A 15,492-nucleotide genomic window follows, 5' to 3' on the forward strand; every position below is an offset into this window, starting at 1 on the left:
GCCGACGCTGCCCTTCCAAAGCGTTCCCCGTGAACAGCTCTCAGAGCCTCCGCAAACCCCACATGAAGTAGACGCCGCCGATCAGCGCGGCGATCAATCCCGCCGGCAATTGGTAGGGGAAGAACAGGTTCCTGCCCAGCCAGTCGGCGGTCACCATTACCAGCATCCCCAGTAGTCCGGCACCGAGCAGTTGGTGGCGGGCGCCATGGAAGCCCATCAGGCGTGCCATGTGCGGGGCCATGAGCCCGATGAACGAGAGCGGGCCGATCACCAGCGTCGCCGCGACCGTCAGCAAGGCCACCAGCGCGAGCAGCACCAGGCGGCTCCGGTCCACGTCCATGCCCAGCGCCTTGGCGGTGGGGGCGCCCAGCGGCAGCAACGTGAGCCAGCGCTGCAACGGCAGCGCCAGCGCGAACAGCATGATCGCGATGACCAAGATCCAGGCGCTGGAGGTAAGGCTGGCGTAGTAGGTCGAGCCGCCCAGCCAGGAGAGCAGCTGCTGCGCACGCGGATCTTCACTGGCCAGCACGATGGCGCGCATGGCATCCAGCAGTGACGAAATGGCGATCCCGGTCAGCAGCAGCCTTTCCGGCGCGAAGCCACTGCGACGGTTGCAGACGATCAGGACCAGCAGGGCCACGGTCGCGCCGCTGAATCCCATCACGGACCCGCTGAGCGGGGCGATGCCCAGAGGCAGCAGCATCAGCGCGATGACGCCGATCGCCACGCCGGCGCTGATGCCCAGCACTTCCGGGCTGGCCATGGGGTTGCCGGTCATCCGCTGCAGCAGCGTGCCGGCGACGGCCAGCATCAGCCCGGCCGCTGCGGCGGTGGCGACGCGAGGCAACCGCCAGTCGACGATCAGCGCCAGGTCGTCGATACCGGCCAGGCTGAGATATTTCGAGTGGCTGTCAAGCATGAAGCCGACGACGAGGGCCAGTGCGCAGGCGACGAGTGTCATTGCGCCCAGCACCCACAGGCGATGGCGAGGATGCGCAAGGCGCGGCAGCGTCAGGCCCGTGCTGGGTGTCGGCCGGGACCCGCCGACTTTGAGGCGTGGCAGAAGCCAGAGCAGCAGCGGAGCGCCGAGGGCCGCAGTCATTGCGCCCGTCGGCAGCAGGGAGGCGGTGAACGGCGCGAGCTGCTGCACGGCGAGATCCGTCACCGCGAGCAGGAGAGCGCCCAGGATCATCGACCAGACGAGTCGCTGGGGCAGCGTGCGGGCGCCGGACAATCGCGCGATAGCCGGCGAGGCCAGACCGATGAAGCCAATCAGCCCGATCGCGCTGACCACGCAGGCCGTGATGAAGATGCCCAGCCCCAGGCCGGCGAAGCGTAGCTTGCGTAGCGAGATGCCCAGGCTTCGAGCGCCATCCTCTTCCAGATCGAGCAGCGACAGTGGGCGCAGCAGCAGAAGTGCCAGCAGCACCACGATACACAGACGCAGAAGCAAAAACTGCGTGTCGTGCCAGTTGTCCTGAGCGAGCGCCCCCGCTCCCCAGATGAACAGCCCCGACAGGCTCTCCTGATGGAAAAGCAGCAGCGCACTGTTGATGGCGCTGAAGTAGAGGCTGACCACCATGCCGGACAGCACCACCACCATCGGCGCCAGCCGTCGCTTCCAGGAGAGCGCGAAGACCAGCAGCGTTGCCGCGATGCCGCCCAGTAGCGCGATCCATTCGCGTCCGGCCAGCATCCAGCTCGGCGCCCATAGCGTGGCGATGACCAGCGCCAACTGCGCGCCGCTGGTGACCCCCAGGGTCGCCGGGGAAGCCAGCGGGTTGCGCAGTACCTGCTGCATCAGGCAGCCCGCCAGCGCCAGGGCGGCGCCGCCCAGCAGCGCGACCAGCAGCCTCGGGGCGAAGGTGTAGTGCATCACCATCTGCCGGATCTGGTCATCGTCAGGAGAGAGGATCGCCTGCCACCAGTGTCCCGAGAGGTCGGCAAACTGAGTCTGCAACGTGGCGGCCCCCAGGCACACCGCCAACAGCAACAGGGCCAAGGCGAACCAGGCCGGCGAGCGGGCACGAAGCGTCATGGCGCGCCTTCCTCGGTTGCCGGGTCCGCGGGCGGGATCCTGTCGCTGACGGCGACCAGCGAGCGGGCGAGCCGCTGCAGGGAGGTCAACCCGCCGTAGGGCCAGATGGGCTCGATGAAGCTCACGCGACCTTCACGCACCGCCGGCAGGTGCTGCCAGATCCGATTGTCTTTCAGTGCCTCGCCGACACCGCGTGGATACGGTTCGATGACGACGATCCGTGCATCGGGTCGCTCGGCCAGGCGGTCGATCGGGATGCTGGCATAACCCCAGGCATTGGTGGGGCCCGTCCAGGCGTTGGTCAGATCGGTGCGGGAGAAGAGCGTGCCCACCATGTTGCCGTGGCCGAAGACACGCACGTGCTGCGCGTCGCTGAACTGGACGATGTAGAGCGGCGCCTTGAAGCCCTGCAATGCCCGGGCCGTCTCTTCCAGCACCTGATCGGTTTCGGCGATCAACGCCTCCGCCTGCGGCTCGCGATCGGTCAGCTGCGCGATTTTGCGGGTCATGGCCAGCGTCGCTTCGTAAAACGGCGCGTCGGTATAGAAGTTGTCGATCATCCTGACCGGCATCAGCCGTTCGAGACGGGCATTGTCGCGGGAGAACAGCGCGCTGGTCAGCAGCAGATCGGGCGGATTCTGGGCCAGCAGTTCGAGATTGGGCTCGTTGCGCAGGCCGATATCCAACGTCGAATCAGGAATCGGGGGTGCCTTGACCCAGGCGTTGTAATTGGGGATATCGGAAACGGCATAGGGCACGACGCCAAGCGCAATCAGCGTTTCCGCGACCGTCCAGTTGGCGGCGGCGATCCGCAATGGCGGCGAACCGGCATTCGCTGGCGTGCTCGCAAGCGCGGTAGCCAACCCCAGCAGCACGGTCATGGCGAGTGCAAGGAGAGCAGGGATAGGACGGGCACGCGACAAGATGACGGGTTCCTGGCAACGGGAAACGATGACGCAGACGCCCGCTGACTCGAGAGGGCGCTGGAAGCGGCGTTGGGCGGTGATGGTAGATCGAATGACAATCGTTATCAATCGAGGAAAGTGAGCGAAAGCGAATTGCTGATACACATAGTAATGATTGTTATTTACAATGATATGCGAGAATAATCGCCGGTCGGACGCCGCCGGCTTCCACCACGTCATGAACGGGCACTCGATCCGATGAAATCAGGGAACACCTTTGCCGCCGTCGGCGGTTCGTTGCTGTTGATCTACGCCGGAAATGCTCTCGCGCAGGAGTCGACAGTCAACAACGATACGGTGGTCGTTACCGGGACAGCGCTCAAGGTCGATACGCCGCTGCTGGAAACGCCACGCGCGACCTCCGTCGTCAGCGACTCGGAACTGGAGAAACGATCGGTCAACAGATATGACCAGGTGCTGCGTTATCGTTCCGGCGCACTGTCTTCGCCCTATGGTAACGACGCCAAGGCGGACTGGTTCTTTTTTCGGGGGTTCTCGGGCGAGGATTCGACCTATCAGGATGGCTTGCGTCTGTTCCGCGAGGCTGGCTACCTGTGGTGGAAGACCGAGCCGTTCGGCCTCGAACGGGTCGATTTTCTGAAGGGGCCGGCCTCGATTCTCTATGGTGAGGCGCCTCCCGGCGGTATCGTCAACGCCGTCAGCAAGCGGCCGACGGAAGAGACGCAAGGGTTGTTCGAGATCCAGGGCGGTAACAAAGGGCATCGCCAGGTCGGCATCGATACGTCCGGTCCGGTCACCGACAGCGGTGATGTGCGCTACCGTTTTGTCGGTCTGTTTCGAGATCAGGACGGTGAACTCGATGGCACCGATAACGAGCGGGTCTATTTTGCTCCGAGCCTGGCGGTGGATCTCTCCGATGACACCACGCTGACGCTGCTGGCCAGCTATCAGCGCGATCACGGCACGCCCGCCAACGTATTCTATCTGCCTTACGGCTCCGTCAATGATACGCCTTTTGGCAAGGTGGATCGGGATACGGACCTCGGTGACAACGACAACGATCGTCTCGAGCATGAGCAGATCGCGGTTGGCTATGAGCTCGAGCACACTTTCAACGATACCTGGGAATTCCAGCAGAACGCACGTCTCGCTTCCCTGGACCTGTTTCTGCGAACCGCTTACCCCTCGTATATGCTCGATGATCGTACCGCGCAGCGTGGCCTGACCTATCGCGACGGTAGCTACGACGCCTTTACCATCGACAACCGCATGATCGGTAGCTGGTATACGGATAACACCGAAAACACGTTGTTGGTGGGCTTGGATTATCAGCATCTGGATGCCGACTATCTCAGTCGCGACAACTTCGCCTACGACACCATCGATATCTTCGATCCTCACAATAGCGGTGTCGGTGAACCCGGCGATCCGACCTACTACGATCAGGGCAAGGAGCAGATCGGCGTCTATGTGCAGGATCAGTTGCGCCTCTACGATCGCTGGATTCTGCTCGCCGGGGCACGGCACGATAGCGTCGACGTGACCAACAAGCAGGACGGCGGCGAAGACCAGAGTTATGACGATACCCAGATGTCCTACACCGGCGGGGTCATGTATCTGGGCGACTACGGGCTGTCGCCGTATCTAAGCTACAGCGAGTCATTCACGCCCAATATCGGCAATGACCTGAACGGTGATGCCTACCAGCCTAGCGAGGGTAAACAGTGGGAGCTAGGGCTCAAGTACGCGCCCAATTGGCTGGACGGCTATGTCACCGCGGCCGTGTTCGATCTCAAGGAGAGCGACACGCTCTATCCCAGTGGAGGGGCTTCCAGCAACCAGGGCGGGGAACGTCACTCGCGCGGTTTCGAACTGGAGGGCGTGGGCTACGTCACCGACAATCTTCAGGTTACTGCGGCCTATACTTATACCGATGTGACGTTGGATGTCAGCGATACCCAGAAAGAGCTTCGTGCCGGACTGATTCCGCGCCATCAGGCATCGCTATGGCTGGATTACGACTTTGCACAGGGTGCGTTGAAGGGGGTGGATCTGGGTGCTGGGGTGCGTTATATCGGCACCAGCGTGGACTCGCCTCAATACAGTGACACGAAAGTGGCGGCCTACACGCTGTATGACGCGATGGCGAGCTACGATATCGATTCCCACTGGACCGCTCAGGTCAACGTGACCAATCTGACGGATGAAGATTATGTCAGCGGCTGTGACTACTGGTGCTACTACGGTGAGTCCCGCAGCGTTATCGGCAGTCTGAAATATCGTTGGTAATACAGTTTCCGCACCGAACGAGAGCCCGGCCCAACGCCGGCTTTGTCGCCAATCTCAGGCGCCCCGGACGGGGCGCCTTTTTCGTTGGTGAGTCCGTCGGTGGGTCCCGGACTGGACGAGATAGAACTATTGCGAAGCGACCTGCAAGTGGCTCGATGTCTCGATGCCGAGATTGGCCCTCAACGTTTCGCTGTACCAGTCGATGAAGTCGATCACGCCGAATTCGTAGGTCTTCGAATAAGGTCCCGGCTGATACGCCAGCGAATTGATGCCGAGCTGGTTTTCCTCGGCAAGACGCCGGTCCTGGTCGTTGGTGGCATCCCAGACCTGGCGCAGGCGCTCCGGGTCATAGTCGACCCCTTCGACGGCATCCTTGTGAACCAGCCATTTGGTGGTGACCAGTGTCTCCTGCGGGCCCAACGGCAATACGCGGAAGACCACGGCGTGATCGCCCATGAAATGGTTCCACGAATTGGGCAGATGCAGGATGCGCAGCGAACCCATGTCCGCGTTGGGAATACGCCCCATCAGTTTGTTGCAGCCGGGTTTGCCATCCAGGGTCATCGAGACGACGCCGTCGATCAATGGCGTGCGGGTGAGGCGGTTGCGCTTGCCGAATCGCGCCAGTTGCCAAGGTACTTCGCAGGCGGTCCAGTCGGCCTGCTTGCGGGCGACCAGATCGCGATATTCGCCGGTGGAGCGCGGATCGTCGGTGTCGTCGAATTCGATCAATGAGTTGAGCAGTTCCGGGTGCGCGCCATTGCAGTGGTAGCACTCGCGGTTGTTCTCGATCACCAGCTTCCAGTTGGCGCGCTCGACGATGTTGGACTCCACCGCGACCTTGACGTTATCCATCTCGTAGGGCGAGAGGTAGTGTTCCAGCGAGACGAGAAAATCGTCGATCGGTTCCGGGTCGTCGCTCAGGTTGATGAACACGAATCCGCCCGCGCTCCTCACCGCCACCGGTTTGAGACCGTAGGCGCTCATGTCGAAATCGGTGCCCATGTCGCTGCCGGCGAACAGCAGCCGGCCGTCGAGTTCGTAGGTCCACTGGTGGTAGGGACAGACCAGCTTGGCGACCTTGCCCTTGTCCTTCAGGCAGAGTCGCGAGCCGCGATGGCGGCAGACATTGTGAAAAGCGTGGATGCGATTCTCGGCGCCGCGCACCACGATGACGGAGTTGCTGCCGATCTCCACCTTGAAGAAGTTGCCCTTGGCGGGAATCTCGCAGCTCATGCCGGCGAACAGCCACTGTTTCTCGAACACGTTCTGCATGTCCAGTGCGAACAGGCGCGGGTCGTTGTAGAACGGCTGCGGCAGCGAGAAGGCAGGGGCACGCTGGTCCAGCATGTCGGCCACGGCCTGACGGGTACTGGCGAGAGAATCCTCCAGGCTATCGCGTGGAAGTGGTGACATGGTCGCATCCTCATCAATGACAGATATGGGTCGTTTCCGTATGTCGCGGCGGGAACGACATGAATGGCAGGTGGCGGCGATGATTCATCCTTTGGGCGAAGTGTCGCTTAGGTGTCGGCCATGAGATTGTCCACCCGCGACATTCGTCGATGTCAGGCCGACCGGCAGGTACAAATGCTCACTGCGGCATCACCGGTCGATACCGGAGTGCCGATGGCACTGCGTGGGCGTCACGATAGGTAAGTTTTCGTTTCTGCATCGAGGTTTTGGTGGCGGCTGGGGTTGGTTGGCATGCCTGTGTCGCTGATGGGCAAGTCGGCCGGCCTCGGCGTGCGCAGAATCCGCTCATGAGGATAATTCACCGGAAGCGGCGGTGCGGGCCGATGTCGTCTCGCCAGCGCCATCTTCCTCCGATCGAGCGCGGTGACGATGCAATTCTTCAATCCGGTCAATACGCAAACCTGGACCAACGGCCGCCATCAGGTGCGGTGCGTCAAGGTCATTCAGGAAACCTGGAACGTGCGGACGTTCTGTTTCATGGCCGACCAGCCGGTGATGTTCTTCTTCAAGCCGGGGCAGTTCGTCACGCTGGAACTGGAGATCGCCGGGCAGCCGGTGATGCGCTCCTACACGATTTCCAGTTCACCCTCGATACCCTACAGCTTCTCGATCACGGTCAAGCGCCTGCCGGGTGGCCAGGTTTCGAACTGGCTCCATGACAATCTCAAGGTCGGCGACCCGATGGTCGTTCACGGGCCAGTCGGTGATTTCAACGTCATCGATCACCCGGCGGAGAAAGTGTTGATGCTATCGGGAGGGGTCGGGATCACGCCGTTGATGTCGATGACGCGCTGGTTCTTCGATACCAATGCCGCCGTCGACCTGGAGTTCATCCATTGCGCTCAGGCGCCCAACGACATCATCTATCACCGTGAACTGGTGCACATGTTCTCGCGCCTGCCGGAGTTCCGCCTGCATATCGTCTGCGAGCGCAGCGACGAGCTCAGCCAGGCCTGGTCCGGATTCCGGGGCTACCTGACGCGGCAGATGCTGACGTTGATGGCGCCGGACTATCTCGAGCGGGAGGTATTCTGCTGCGGACCGACACCTTTCATGAAGGCGGTGCGTCAGGTGCTGCTGGAAGACGGCTTCGACATGTCGCGCTACCACCAGGAGTCCTTCGGCGCGACGCCGCTGAGCGTCCAGGAGGACGTGCTGGAACTGGCTGAGCAGGCCGAAGCCGACGCCGAAGAGGTCGATACGGCGACGCTGATGCCGGTGGAGTTCACCGGCAGCGGCAAGAGTATCCGCGTCAGCGAGAACGACACGATCCACTCGGCGGCGGCCAAGCTCGGCCTGCATATTCCCAAGGCCTGCGGCATGGGCATCTGCGGCACCTGCCGCGTGATGAAGCTGGAAGGCGAGGTCGAGATGGAGCACAACGGCGGCATCACCGAGGAAGACGAAGCCGAAGGTTTCATTCTCTCCTGTTGCTCGAAGCCGAGAGGCAAGGTCGTGATCGATTTTTGACCCGTTGTGCCGGCGCGGTAAGCCATAAGCTCCAAGCTGAAAGAAGAGCAAATCGTTGGCTACGGGCTACGGGCTACGGGCTGCGGTCTACGGGCTACGGGCTACGGGCTACGGGCTAGAAGAAATTGCGAGCTTTCCGCGGGGGCAATGCGGTTTTTTCCGCTCGCGATTTCGACTATTGGATGCTGGCACTGTCGTCGTTGCGTCACCCGATGGCGCAACGAGAAAGCCTCGGAGCGACGAGCGCTCTTACGCTGGCTACGGCATGCCTTCCTCGAAAGACCGTGATGAGAGAGACCATGATTCGAGCGGCCATCGAGAGGGCATCCAAAGATCAGTCACAGGAGTTTACGCCATGTCTTCACCCGCCAATCGCGGCGTCGTCTTTCGCGGCGCCGGCAAGGTCGCCGTCGAAAGTATTCCCTTCCCCGAGCTGGCCCTCGGTAGCCGCCAATGCCATCACGGCGTCATCCTCAAGGTCGTGACGACCAACATCTGCGGCAGCGACCAGCACATGGTGCGTGGTCGAACCACGGCGCCCGAGGGCATGGTGCTGGGTCACGAAATCACTGGCGAGGTGATCGAATGCGGTCGCGACGTCGAATTCATCAAGGTCGGCGACATCGTTTCGGTCCCGTTCAACGTCGCCTGCGGCCGCTGCCGCAACTGCAAGCGTGGCGATACTCATATCTGTCTCAACGTCAACGGTGACCGTGCTGGCGGTGCCTATGGGTACGTCGACATGGGCGGCTGGGTCGGCGGCCAGGCCGAATACGTGATGGTGCCTTATGCCGATTTCCAACTGCTGGTCTTCCCCGACCGGGAGCAGGCGATGGAGAAGATCCTCGATCTCACCATGCTCTCGGATATCTTCCCCACCGGTTTCCATGGTTGCGTGACGGCTGGCGTCCAGCCGGGATCGACAGTCTATATCGCCGGTGCAGGTCCGGTCGGGCTGGCTGCCGCGGTTTCCGCGCAACTGCTGGGTGCCGCCTGCGTGATCGTCGGCGACATGAACGACAAGCGTCTGGAGCAGGCGCGAAGCTTCGGTTGTGTCGGGCTCGATCTCAAGCAGGACGCCAGCATGTCCGAGCTGATCGAGTCCGTGCTGGGCGTTCCCGAAGTCGACGCCGCGGTGGATGCGGTGGGCTTCGAGGCCAACTGCCACGGCCATAACCATGCGCATGAACAGCCGGCGACGGTGCTCAATGCCGCCATGGAGATTACCCAGGCCGGTGGCCGGGTCGGGATTCCGGGGCTCTACGTGACCGAGGATCCCGGCGCGGAGAGCGAGGACGCGAAGCAAGGCAATCTTTCGATGAAGTTCGGCCTCGGCTGGGCCAAGGCGATGTCGTTTCACACCGGGCAGACACCGGCAATGCGCTACCAGCGCCAATTGATGCAGGCGATCCTTCACGACAAGGTGCAGATCGGCCGTGCCGTGAACGTCCAGACCATTTCGTTGGACGAAGCGCCGCAAGGCTATGCCGCCTTCGATGGGGGCGCGGCCAAGAAATTCGTGATCGATCCGCACGGGACGCTCAAATAGCCACGAGCCACGACCAGCACCGATTTCGGTGCGCGATGAAAAGCAGCCGGCACCGTTTTTGAGCGGTGTCGGCTCATCGGTATTTGGCGAGCCAGTTCGAACGGGTCACAATCGGACACGATTCCAAGAGACCCACGAGAGCCGACGATGAATGAGCCGATCCCCCATCTCGAACGATGTGCCTGGGCGCAGACCCATCCGCTGAATGCCGAGTACCACGACGAGGAGTGGGGCGTTCCCGAGTACGACAGCCGCGCGCTGTGGGAAAAGCTGATACTCGACGGCTTTCAGGCCGGCCTTTCCTGGCTGACCATTCTCAAGAAGCGCGATGCCTTCCGGGAAGCTTTCGAGGGCTTCGACCCCGAGCGGGTCGCCCGCTTCGACGACAACGATGTCGAGCGACTGATGGGCAACGCCGGCATCATTCGTTCGCGTGCCAAGATCGAAGCGACCATCGGCAATGCCCGTGCCTATCTCGCCATGCACGACAACGGCGAAGACTTCTCCGAATTTCTCTGGGGCATGGTCGGCGGCAAGCCCATCCAGCGCTCTTTTGAAAGCGACGGCCCCGTTCCCACCCAGACGCCGCTTTCCCTGGAGATGTCCAAGGCGCTCAAGAAGCGCGGTTTCAAGTTCGTCGGGCCGGTGATCGTCTATGCCTGGATGCAGGCCGTCGGCATGGTCAACGATCACGCCGATGGGTGCCATCGGCGCGAGCTTGTGGAGGCGATGGCATGACCAAGTGACTGAATCGAAAAAGAGGGATATCCGCGGGTGAACATCGGGCCTTTCCGGCAGGTTAAAGCCTGCCGATCAATGTGTTTGCCGTGCGAAGTAATGGCTTCTATACCAGCTAGGTGTCAGGAAGCCGGGGCTTTCCGGCGCTGCCGATGGCAGCGACGTTGCCCTGGAAGGCAGACCACACCTGGAAGGAGTCATATCATGCGCGTTTCCCAGTTCGTTTCTCTTGTTGCCATTGCGCTTCTCTCCACCGGCGCCATGGCACAGTCGGATGACAAGGACAGCCAGAGCGCCGAGGGCCAAGATCCCGACATGCAGGCGGACACGATCGAGGGTCAGAATCAGGGAGCGACGTCGCAATACGAAATGAGCAGCGAAGATGATCAGACCAGCGATGATGTCGATGCTGGCGATTCCGGTTCGCCCTCCGCCCGGGAACAACTCATGAAGGGCACTCGGCAGGAAGAGAAAGCAACCCCACCAGCGGAGAGCACTGGCGAGCAGCATTGACCGCCCGTCGTCTGACTTGTCGGCAGGTCTTGTGCCATTGCCGGCTTCAAGACACAATGCGCTCAGCACGGAAGGGGAGTATCCCACGGGCAGGATCGTCGATCCTCCCCGACGATAGCGTCGTCAGCACGGGCCACATGCCCCGGCGCTATTGGTCGCTCTGTCAGCCATGTCCTGACTCGGACAGGGGCAATCAGAGTGACGGGAGAGACTTTCGGTGACGTTCACCGTCTACCGGAGGTTTCTCTATGCACGTACCCGTCTGGGTCTGGCTGGCGACTGTCGCCGGCATTGCCGCACTATTCATCTTCGATTTCTACGCCCATGTGCGTAAGCCCCACGATCCCTCCTTCAAGGAAGCGGCCTGGTGGTCGGTCTTCTTTATCGCCTTGGCAGCGGTTTTTGGTGGCGGTCTGTGGTGGGTCTGGGGCGCGCAGCACGGCGCCGAGTATTTCGCGGGTTTCATCACCGAGAAGAGCCTGTCGGTCGATAATCTCTTCGTTTTCCTGATCATCATGGCCAAGTTCGCGGTGCCGCGCGCCTACCAGCAGAAGGCGCTGCTGATAGGCATCGTGATTGCGCTGGTCCTGCGTGGCATCTTCATCGCCGTCGGCGCTGCGGCCATCGCGCAGTTCAGTTGGGTGTTCTATCTGTTCGGACTGTTTCTGCTCTACACCGCGATCCAGCTGGTGCGCGAGGGCACGGGCGGCCATGACGAGAACGAGGAGTACGAACCCAATGCCATCGTGCGCTGGATTCAGAAACGTCTGCCGGCTACCGATGAGTTCGACAGCGATCGCCTGCTGACGGTCAAGAACGGCAAGCGTCTGGTGACGCCACTGTTCATGGTGGTGGTGGCACTGGGAATGACCGACGTACTGTTCGCGCTGGATTCGATTCCCGCGATCTACGGGCTGACCAAGGAGCCCTATATCGTCTTCACGACCAACGCCTTCGCCTTGCTGGGGCTGCTTCAGCTGTACTTCCTGCTCGGCGGTCTGTTGACGCGTCTGGTCTATCTCAGCCTGGGACTGTCGTTCATTCTGGCCTTCATCGGCGTCAAGCTGATCATTGAGGCGATGCACACCAACAGCCTGCCGTTCATCAACGGTGGTCAGCCGCTGCACCTGGTGCCGGAGATCCCGATCTGGCTGTCGATGACGATCATCCTCGGCACCCTGGTCATCACCACCGTGGCCAGTCTGATCAAGAGCCGTAACCTGAAGTCGGCGCCGTCTCATCAGGAGTAAGGTTGCCGTAGAGCCGGTGCAGCAGGCCGCGCATCCCCTCCATGGGAATCGCGGCATCCGGCCCGGGCGGGAACATGCCGGGCCGGAAACCGTTGTCGATGAACCCTCGGAGCAACGTCGGATCGTCGCTGATGACATGCAGCGGCACGTCCCGGCCGGGGTTGTCGCCAATGATCGCCGGTGCAGCCTGGTGATCGCCGAGCACCATTAGCAGCGTCCGGTTCCTGCTGCTGTCCTGGCCCAGGTAGCGGCGGGCAAAGCCGCTGGCGGCCTGTAGCGCATAGTCGATCGCCGGGGCGTAGTTTCGGCGCATTGCCGCCGTGTCCTGCCACAGCGTGGCGTAATCCTCGCCCGCACCTTCCCAACGATCGAAAACCCGGCCGTCGCCGATCGACGTCCAGTCATCGATCACATCGATCACCGGCGACCACGGGGCGTGGCTCGAGAGCGTGGCCAACTCGGTGAAGGTCGGATCGTCATGGCGTGACAGGACGTAGTCCTCGACCCGTTGCCAGGTGAACTGGTCCGGCATGCTTGCCCAGCCCATCGCAGGCCCGCGATAGCCCATGCTTTCCGAGGTGTGGATGTCGTCGTAACCGTAGAGATCGCCTTCCGGCCACTCCCGGATGATGCCCGGCATGAGGGCGATGGTGTCGTGCCCGGTAGCCTTGAAATCGTCGATCAGAGTCGAATGCGGGCTGTTGATCATCAGCTCGAAGCGCAACTGGGACGTGACCGGCAGGCCGCTGGTGAAGGTGGCGTGATTGAGCCAGGACTGCCCGCCCAGCGTGGCGGCGGTGACGCGCCCGGTGACGACCGAGAGGCCGGCGTCGGCGAGCTGGCTTTCGACCTTGCCGAGGCGTGGCTGAATCTCGGCCTCGAACGGTGCGCGCTCGATGGCGGCGACGCCGTAGGATTCGATGAAGCTCAGGATGACGTCGGTATCGGCCAGTCCCGGCAGTGGCTGTCCTTCGGGCCCGGCGTAGGCGAGGTCGTCTTCGTACAGCTGGCGGCCGAATGCCGCCATTGCCTGGCGAGTCTCCCGTGCACGCTGCCATTCGAAGGCCACGAAGCTCACTGCGGGATGGCCGATCCTGGCTGTCAGTCCCGTCGTCTCGTCGCGGTGCATGGCGTCGATGCGGGCCAGTCCCGCACCTCCCAGCAGAATCAGCAACAGCGCGAACCCGCGCGACGTGTTGCGGCCATGAAAGCCCTGCAGCAGTTTCGCCAACACGAGGCCAAGGGCGAGCAGAGCCAGGCCAATGACCAGCAGGCCGGCGATTGCCAGCGGCAGGCCAAGATTGGTCACGACCAGCTCGATCAGAATGGGGATCAGCTTGATGTCGGTATAGACGTTCAGCGACCGCCCCTGCATGGTCTGAGTCAGGGCATCGCCGGCAGCACCGAGCACGATCGCCAGCGCTGCAAAGGCCACCAGGCCGGCGATCCAGCGTCGCCAGGGAGTGGGCGGCAACAGCGCCAGCAGCCCGACGACCAGCGGTGCTTCGAGTGCGATCCAGTGCCGTGGCGGGAACCCGGCCCAGAGCAGTTCCGGCGTCAGCAGCAAGACATTGAGCGACAGCAGGGCCAGCACCAGGCACCAGCGAGGCGCCCGGTCGAGAAAAGACATCATGGCTCGTCCTTGAGTCGGGTCCGGCGATTCAGCATAGCATCGGTCCGTCAGGGTGGGATGAGGCGCTGTGCCAGTTCATCGAACTTGCCCATCGAACTTACTCATCGAACTTACTCATCGAACTACGCAGCGGACAAGCTTTCGGATGGCACGTTAAACTGGGCGGTGAGAATCTTGAATCCAAACCGGGGCGACGAGGACGATCCAATATGGCATCTGCGCAAGAATTGATCATTGAGCCGGCGAATGGGCGACAAGCCGATGCCTGCGTCATTCTGCTTCATGGGTTGGGGGCGGACGGTCATGATTTCGAGCCGCTGATACCGGCGCTGGGGTTACCCGATTCCCTGGCCGTTCGCTTCGTGCTGCCCCACGCGCCGCAACTGCCGGTCACCGTCAACGGCGGCATGACGATGCCGGCGTGGTACGACATTCTCGAGATGAATCTGGGGCGGCGGGTCGATGTCGAGCAGCTGCGGACATCGGCCAGGCGGGTCCACGGGTTGATCGACGAACAGATCGCCGCCGGCATCGACAGCCGTCGCATCGTGATCGCCGGCTTTTCCCAGGGCGGGGCGGTGGCTTACGAGGCGGCGCTCTCCTATCCGAAGCCACTGGCAGGCCTGCTGGCGCTGTCGACCTACTTCGCCACGGCCGACAGCATCGAACTGGCAGAGGCCAATCGTCGCCTTCCCATCGAAGTCCATCATGGCTCGGCCGATCCGGTCGTCCCGGAATCGCTGGGTCGGGAAGGCGCGGAAAAGGTCGAGGCGCTGGGGTATCCGGTCAATTACCGGACCTACGAAATGGGGCATAGCCTCTGCCCGGAGCAGGCACAGGACATCGCGGCCTGGTTGACCGCGACGCTGGGATGATCGGAGTTCGCCATGAACAGCATGGATAGCCTCGAGCGCGAGGGAGCCGATCGGCGCCTGTCCAGCCCCTCGGCCCGGCGCAATCGGGAGCCGATCCTGGCCGTGTTGCGATCAGCGTTGCCTCAGACGGGGCGGGTGCTGGAAATCGCCAGCGGCAGCGGCGAGCACGCGGTCCACTTTGCCCGCCATCTGGCGCCACTCTGCTGGCAGCCTTCGGACCCCAGCGAGACGGCGCTGGCATCGATCGCGGCCTGGCGCGAAGCCGAGGCGCTGGGCAATCTGGCGGCGCCTGTCTGTCTCGATGTCACCGAGCAGTGGCCGGTGCTGCCGGATCTTGTCGCGATCGTCTGCATCAATCTGTTGCACATTTCGCCCTGGGATGCGAGCGAAGCGCTGTTTGCCGAGGCTGGCCGGCGACTTCCGGCGGGTGGCGTGCTGGTGGTTTACGGGCCTTTCCGGCGCCATGGCAAGCACACTGCGCCCAGCAATGCCGCGTTCGATGCAGACCTGCGCTCGCGAGATTCACGGTGGGGCGTTCGCGATCTCGAAGCGGTCGAGGCCTTGGCCGGCGACAATGGGCTGAGGTGCGAGGCGACCCATGAATTGCCGGCCAACAATCTTTGTATCGTCTGGCGGCGCTGATGCGTCGTCTGCGGTGCTGAGCTCGCTTCGATTTCCTGACGCGTCAGGAAGATATCGCCGCAGGCACCCGCAACTCGACTACACTCAGCACAG

At 62.4% G+C, this 15,492-nt stretch carries 12 protein-coding genes; 8 read left to right on the forward strand and 4 right to left on the reverse strand.

Features of this window, described 5'->3' with window-relative positions:
• Positions 1–40: 40 nt before the first annotated feature.
• Both fhuB and BC443_RS02690 read right to left on the reverse strand, forming a co-directional pair.
• Positions 41–2,038: a Fe(3+)-hydroxamate ABC transporter permease FhuB gene (fhuB, locus tag BC443_RS02685; protein ID WP_071230302.1), complete on the reverse strand. Its 1,998-nt coding sequence runs from the start codon at positions 2,036–2,038 to the stop codon at positions 41–43.
• Complete coding sequence (locus BC443_RS02690) at positions 2,035–2,919, reverse strand: ABC transporter substrate-binding protein (protein ID WP_071230303.1); 885 nt, start codon at positions 2,917–2,919, stop codon at positions 2,035–2,037. The genes fhuB and BC443_RS02690 overlap by 4 nt, the downstream gene beginning before the upstream one ends.
• A 282-nt stretch (positions 2,920–3,201) precedes the next feature.
• Between BC443_RS02690 and BC443_RS02695 the strand changes: the two genes are divergently transcribed.
• A complete protein-coding gene (locus BC443_RS02695; protein ID WP_083387175.1) occupies positions 3,202–5,253 on the forward strand; it encodes a TonB-dependent siderophore receptor in 2,052 nt (683 codons plus the stop codon).
• Positions 5,254–5,379: 126 nt separating this feature from the next.
• Here BC443_RS02695 and BC443_RS02700 read toward each other — a convergent pair whose 3' ends face one another.
• Entirely contained in the window at positions 5,380–6,669 is a 1,290-nt protein-coding gene (locus BC443_RS02700; protein ID WP_071230304.1) for an aromatic ring-hydroxylating dioxygenase subunit alpha, read from the reverse strand.
• A 423-nt stretch (positions 6,670–7,092) separates the two neighbouring features.
• Between BC443_RS02700 and BC443_RS02705 the strand changes: the two genes are divergently transcribed.
• From BC443_RS02705 to BC443_RS02725, 5 genes are all read left to right on the forward strand, one after another.
• On the forward strand, positions 7,093–8,199 hold the full coding sequence (locus BC443_RS02705; protein ID WP_071230305.1) for a hybrid-cluster NAD(P)-dependent oxidoreductase: 1,107 nt from the start codon (positions 7,093–7,095) through the stop codon (positions 8,197–8,199).
• Positions 8,200–8,554: 355 nt separating this feature from the next.
• Positions 8,555–9,748, forward strand: coding sequence for a formaldehyde dehydrogenase, glutathione-independent (gene fdhA, locus BC443_RS02710; protein ID WP_071230306.1), 1,194 nt, complete (start codon positions 8,555–8,557; stop codon positions 9,746–9,748).
• A gap of 147 nt (positions 9,749–9,895) precedes the next feature.
• The gene (locus tag BC443_RS02715; protein WP_071230307.1) at positions 9,896–10,486 is read left to right on the forward strand and encodes a DNA-3-methyladenine glycosylase I; all 591 of its coding nucleotides are present in this window, start codon (positions 9,896–9,898) and stop codon (positions 10,484–10,486) included.
• Positions 10,487–10,690: 204 nt separating this feature from the next.
• Positions 10,691–10,999, forward strand: coding sequence for a hypothetical protein (locus tag BC443_RS02720; RefSeq protein WP_071230308.1), 309 nt, complete (start codon positions 10,691–10,693; stop codon positions 10,997–10,999).
• A gap of 248 nt (positions 11,000–11,247) precedes the next feature.
• Positions 11,248–12,249: a TerC family protein gene (locus BC443_RS02725; RefSeq protein ID WP_071230309.1), complete on the forward strand. Its 1,002-nt coding sequence runs from the start codon at positions 11,248–11,250 to the stop codon at positions 12,247–12,249.
• Here the strand turns inward: BC443_RS02725 and BC443_RS02730 are convergent.
• The gene (locus BC443_RS02730; protein ID WP_083387176.1) at positions 12,206–13,882 is read right to left on the reverse strand and encodes a hypothetical protein; all 1,677 of its coding nucleotides are present in this window, start codon (positions 13,880–13,882) and stop codon (positions 12,206–12,208) included. The genes BC443_RS02725 and BC443_RS02730 overlap by 44 nt on opposite strands.
• 209 nt (positions 13,883–14,091) lie before the next feature.
• Here BC443_RS02730 and BC443_RS02735 point away from each other — a divergent pair, with 209 nt between their 5' ends.
• Both BC443_RS02735 and BC443_RS02740 read left to right on the forward strand, forming a co-directional pair.
• Positions 14,092–14,757 carry an alpha/beta fold hydrolase gene (locus BC443_RS02735; protein WP_071230310.1) on the forward strand — a complete coding sequence of 222 codons (666 nt, stop codon included), beginning with the start codon at positions 14,092–14,094 and terminating at the stop codon, positions 14,755–14,757.
• A gap of 12 nt (positions 14,758–14,769) precedes the next feature.
• On the forward strand, positions 14,770–15,399 hold the full coding sequence (locus BC443_RS02740) for a DUF938 domain-containing protein (RefSeq protein WP_071230311.1): 630 nt from the start codon (positions 14,770–14,772) through the stop codon (positions 15,397–15,399).
• The last annotated feature ends 93 nt before the right edge of the window (positions 15,400–15,492 follow it).

The organism is Salinicola sp. MIT1003, from assembly GCF_001858555.1.
In the GTDB taxonomy this organism is placed as follows: domain Bacteria; phylum Pseudomonadota; class Gammaproteobacteria; order Pseudomonadales; family Halomonadaceae; genus Salinicola; species Salinicola salarius.

What these genes read in the sequence shown, in the direction of transcription:
- fhuB (WP_071230302.1), bottom strand. Translation starts at nt 2,038, where the DNA reads ATGACGCTTCGTGCCCGCTCGCCGGCCTGGTTCGCCTTGGCCCTGTTG.
- BC443_RS02690 (WP_071230303.1), bottom strand. Translation starts at nt 2,919, where the DNA reads ATGACCGTGCTGCTGGGGTTGGCTACCGCGCTTGCGAGCACGCCAGCG.
- BC443_RS02695 (WP_083387175.1), top strand. Translation starts at nt 3,202, where the DNA reads ATGAAATCAGGGAACACCTTTGCCGCCGTCGGCGGTTCGTTGCTGTTG.
- BC443_RS02700 (WP_071230304.1), bottom strand. Translation starts at nt 6,669, where the DNA reads ATGTCACCACTTCCACGCGATAGCCTGGAGGATTCTCTCGCCAGTACC.
- fdhA (WP_071230306.1), top strand. Translation starts at nt 8,555, where the DNA reads ATGTCTTCACCCGCCAATCGCGGCGTCGTCTTTCGCGGCGCCGGCAAG.
- BC443_RS02715 (WP_071230307.1), top strand. Translation starts at nt 9,896, where the DNA reads ATGAATGAGCCGATCCCCCATCTCGAACGATGTGCCTGGGCGCAGACC.
- BC443_RS02720 (WP_071230308.1), top strand. Translation starts at nt 10,691, where the DNA reads ATGCGCGTTTCCCAGTTCGTTTCTCTTGTTGCCATTGCGCTTCTCTCC.
- BC443_RS02725 (WP_071230309.1), top strand. Translation starts at nt 11,248, where the DNA reads ATGCACGTACCCGTCTGGGTCTGGCTGGCGACTGTCGCCGGCATTGCC.
- BC443_RS02730 (WP_083387176.1), bottom strand. Translation starts at nt 13,882, where the DNA reads ATGATGTCTTTTCTCGACCGGGCGCCTCGCTGGTGCCTGGTGCTGGCC.
- BC443_RS02735 (WP_071230310.1), top strand. Translation starts at nt 14,092, where the DNA reads ATGGCATCTGCGCAAGAATTGATCATTGAGCCGGCGAATGGGCGACAA.
- BC443_RS02740 (WP_071230311.1), top strand. Translation starts at nt 14,770, where the DNA reads ATGAACAGCATGGATAGCCTCGAGCGCGAGGGAGCCGATCGGCGCCTG.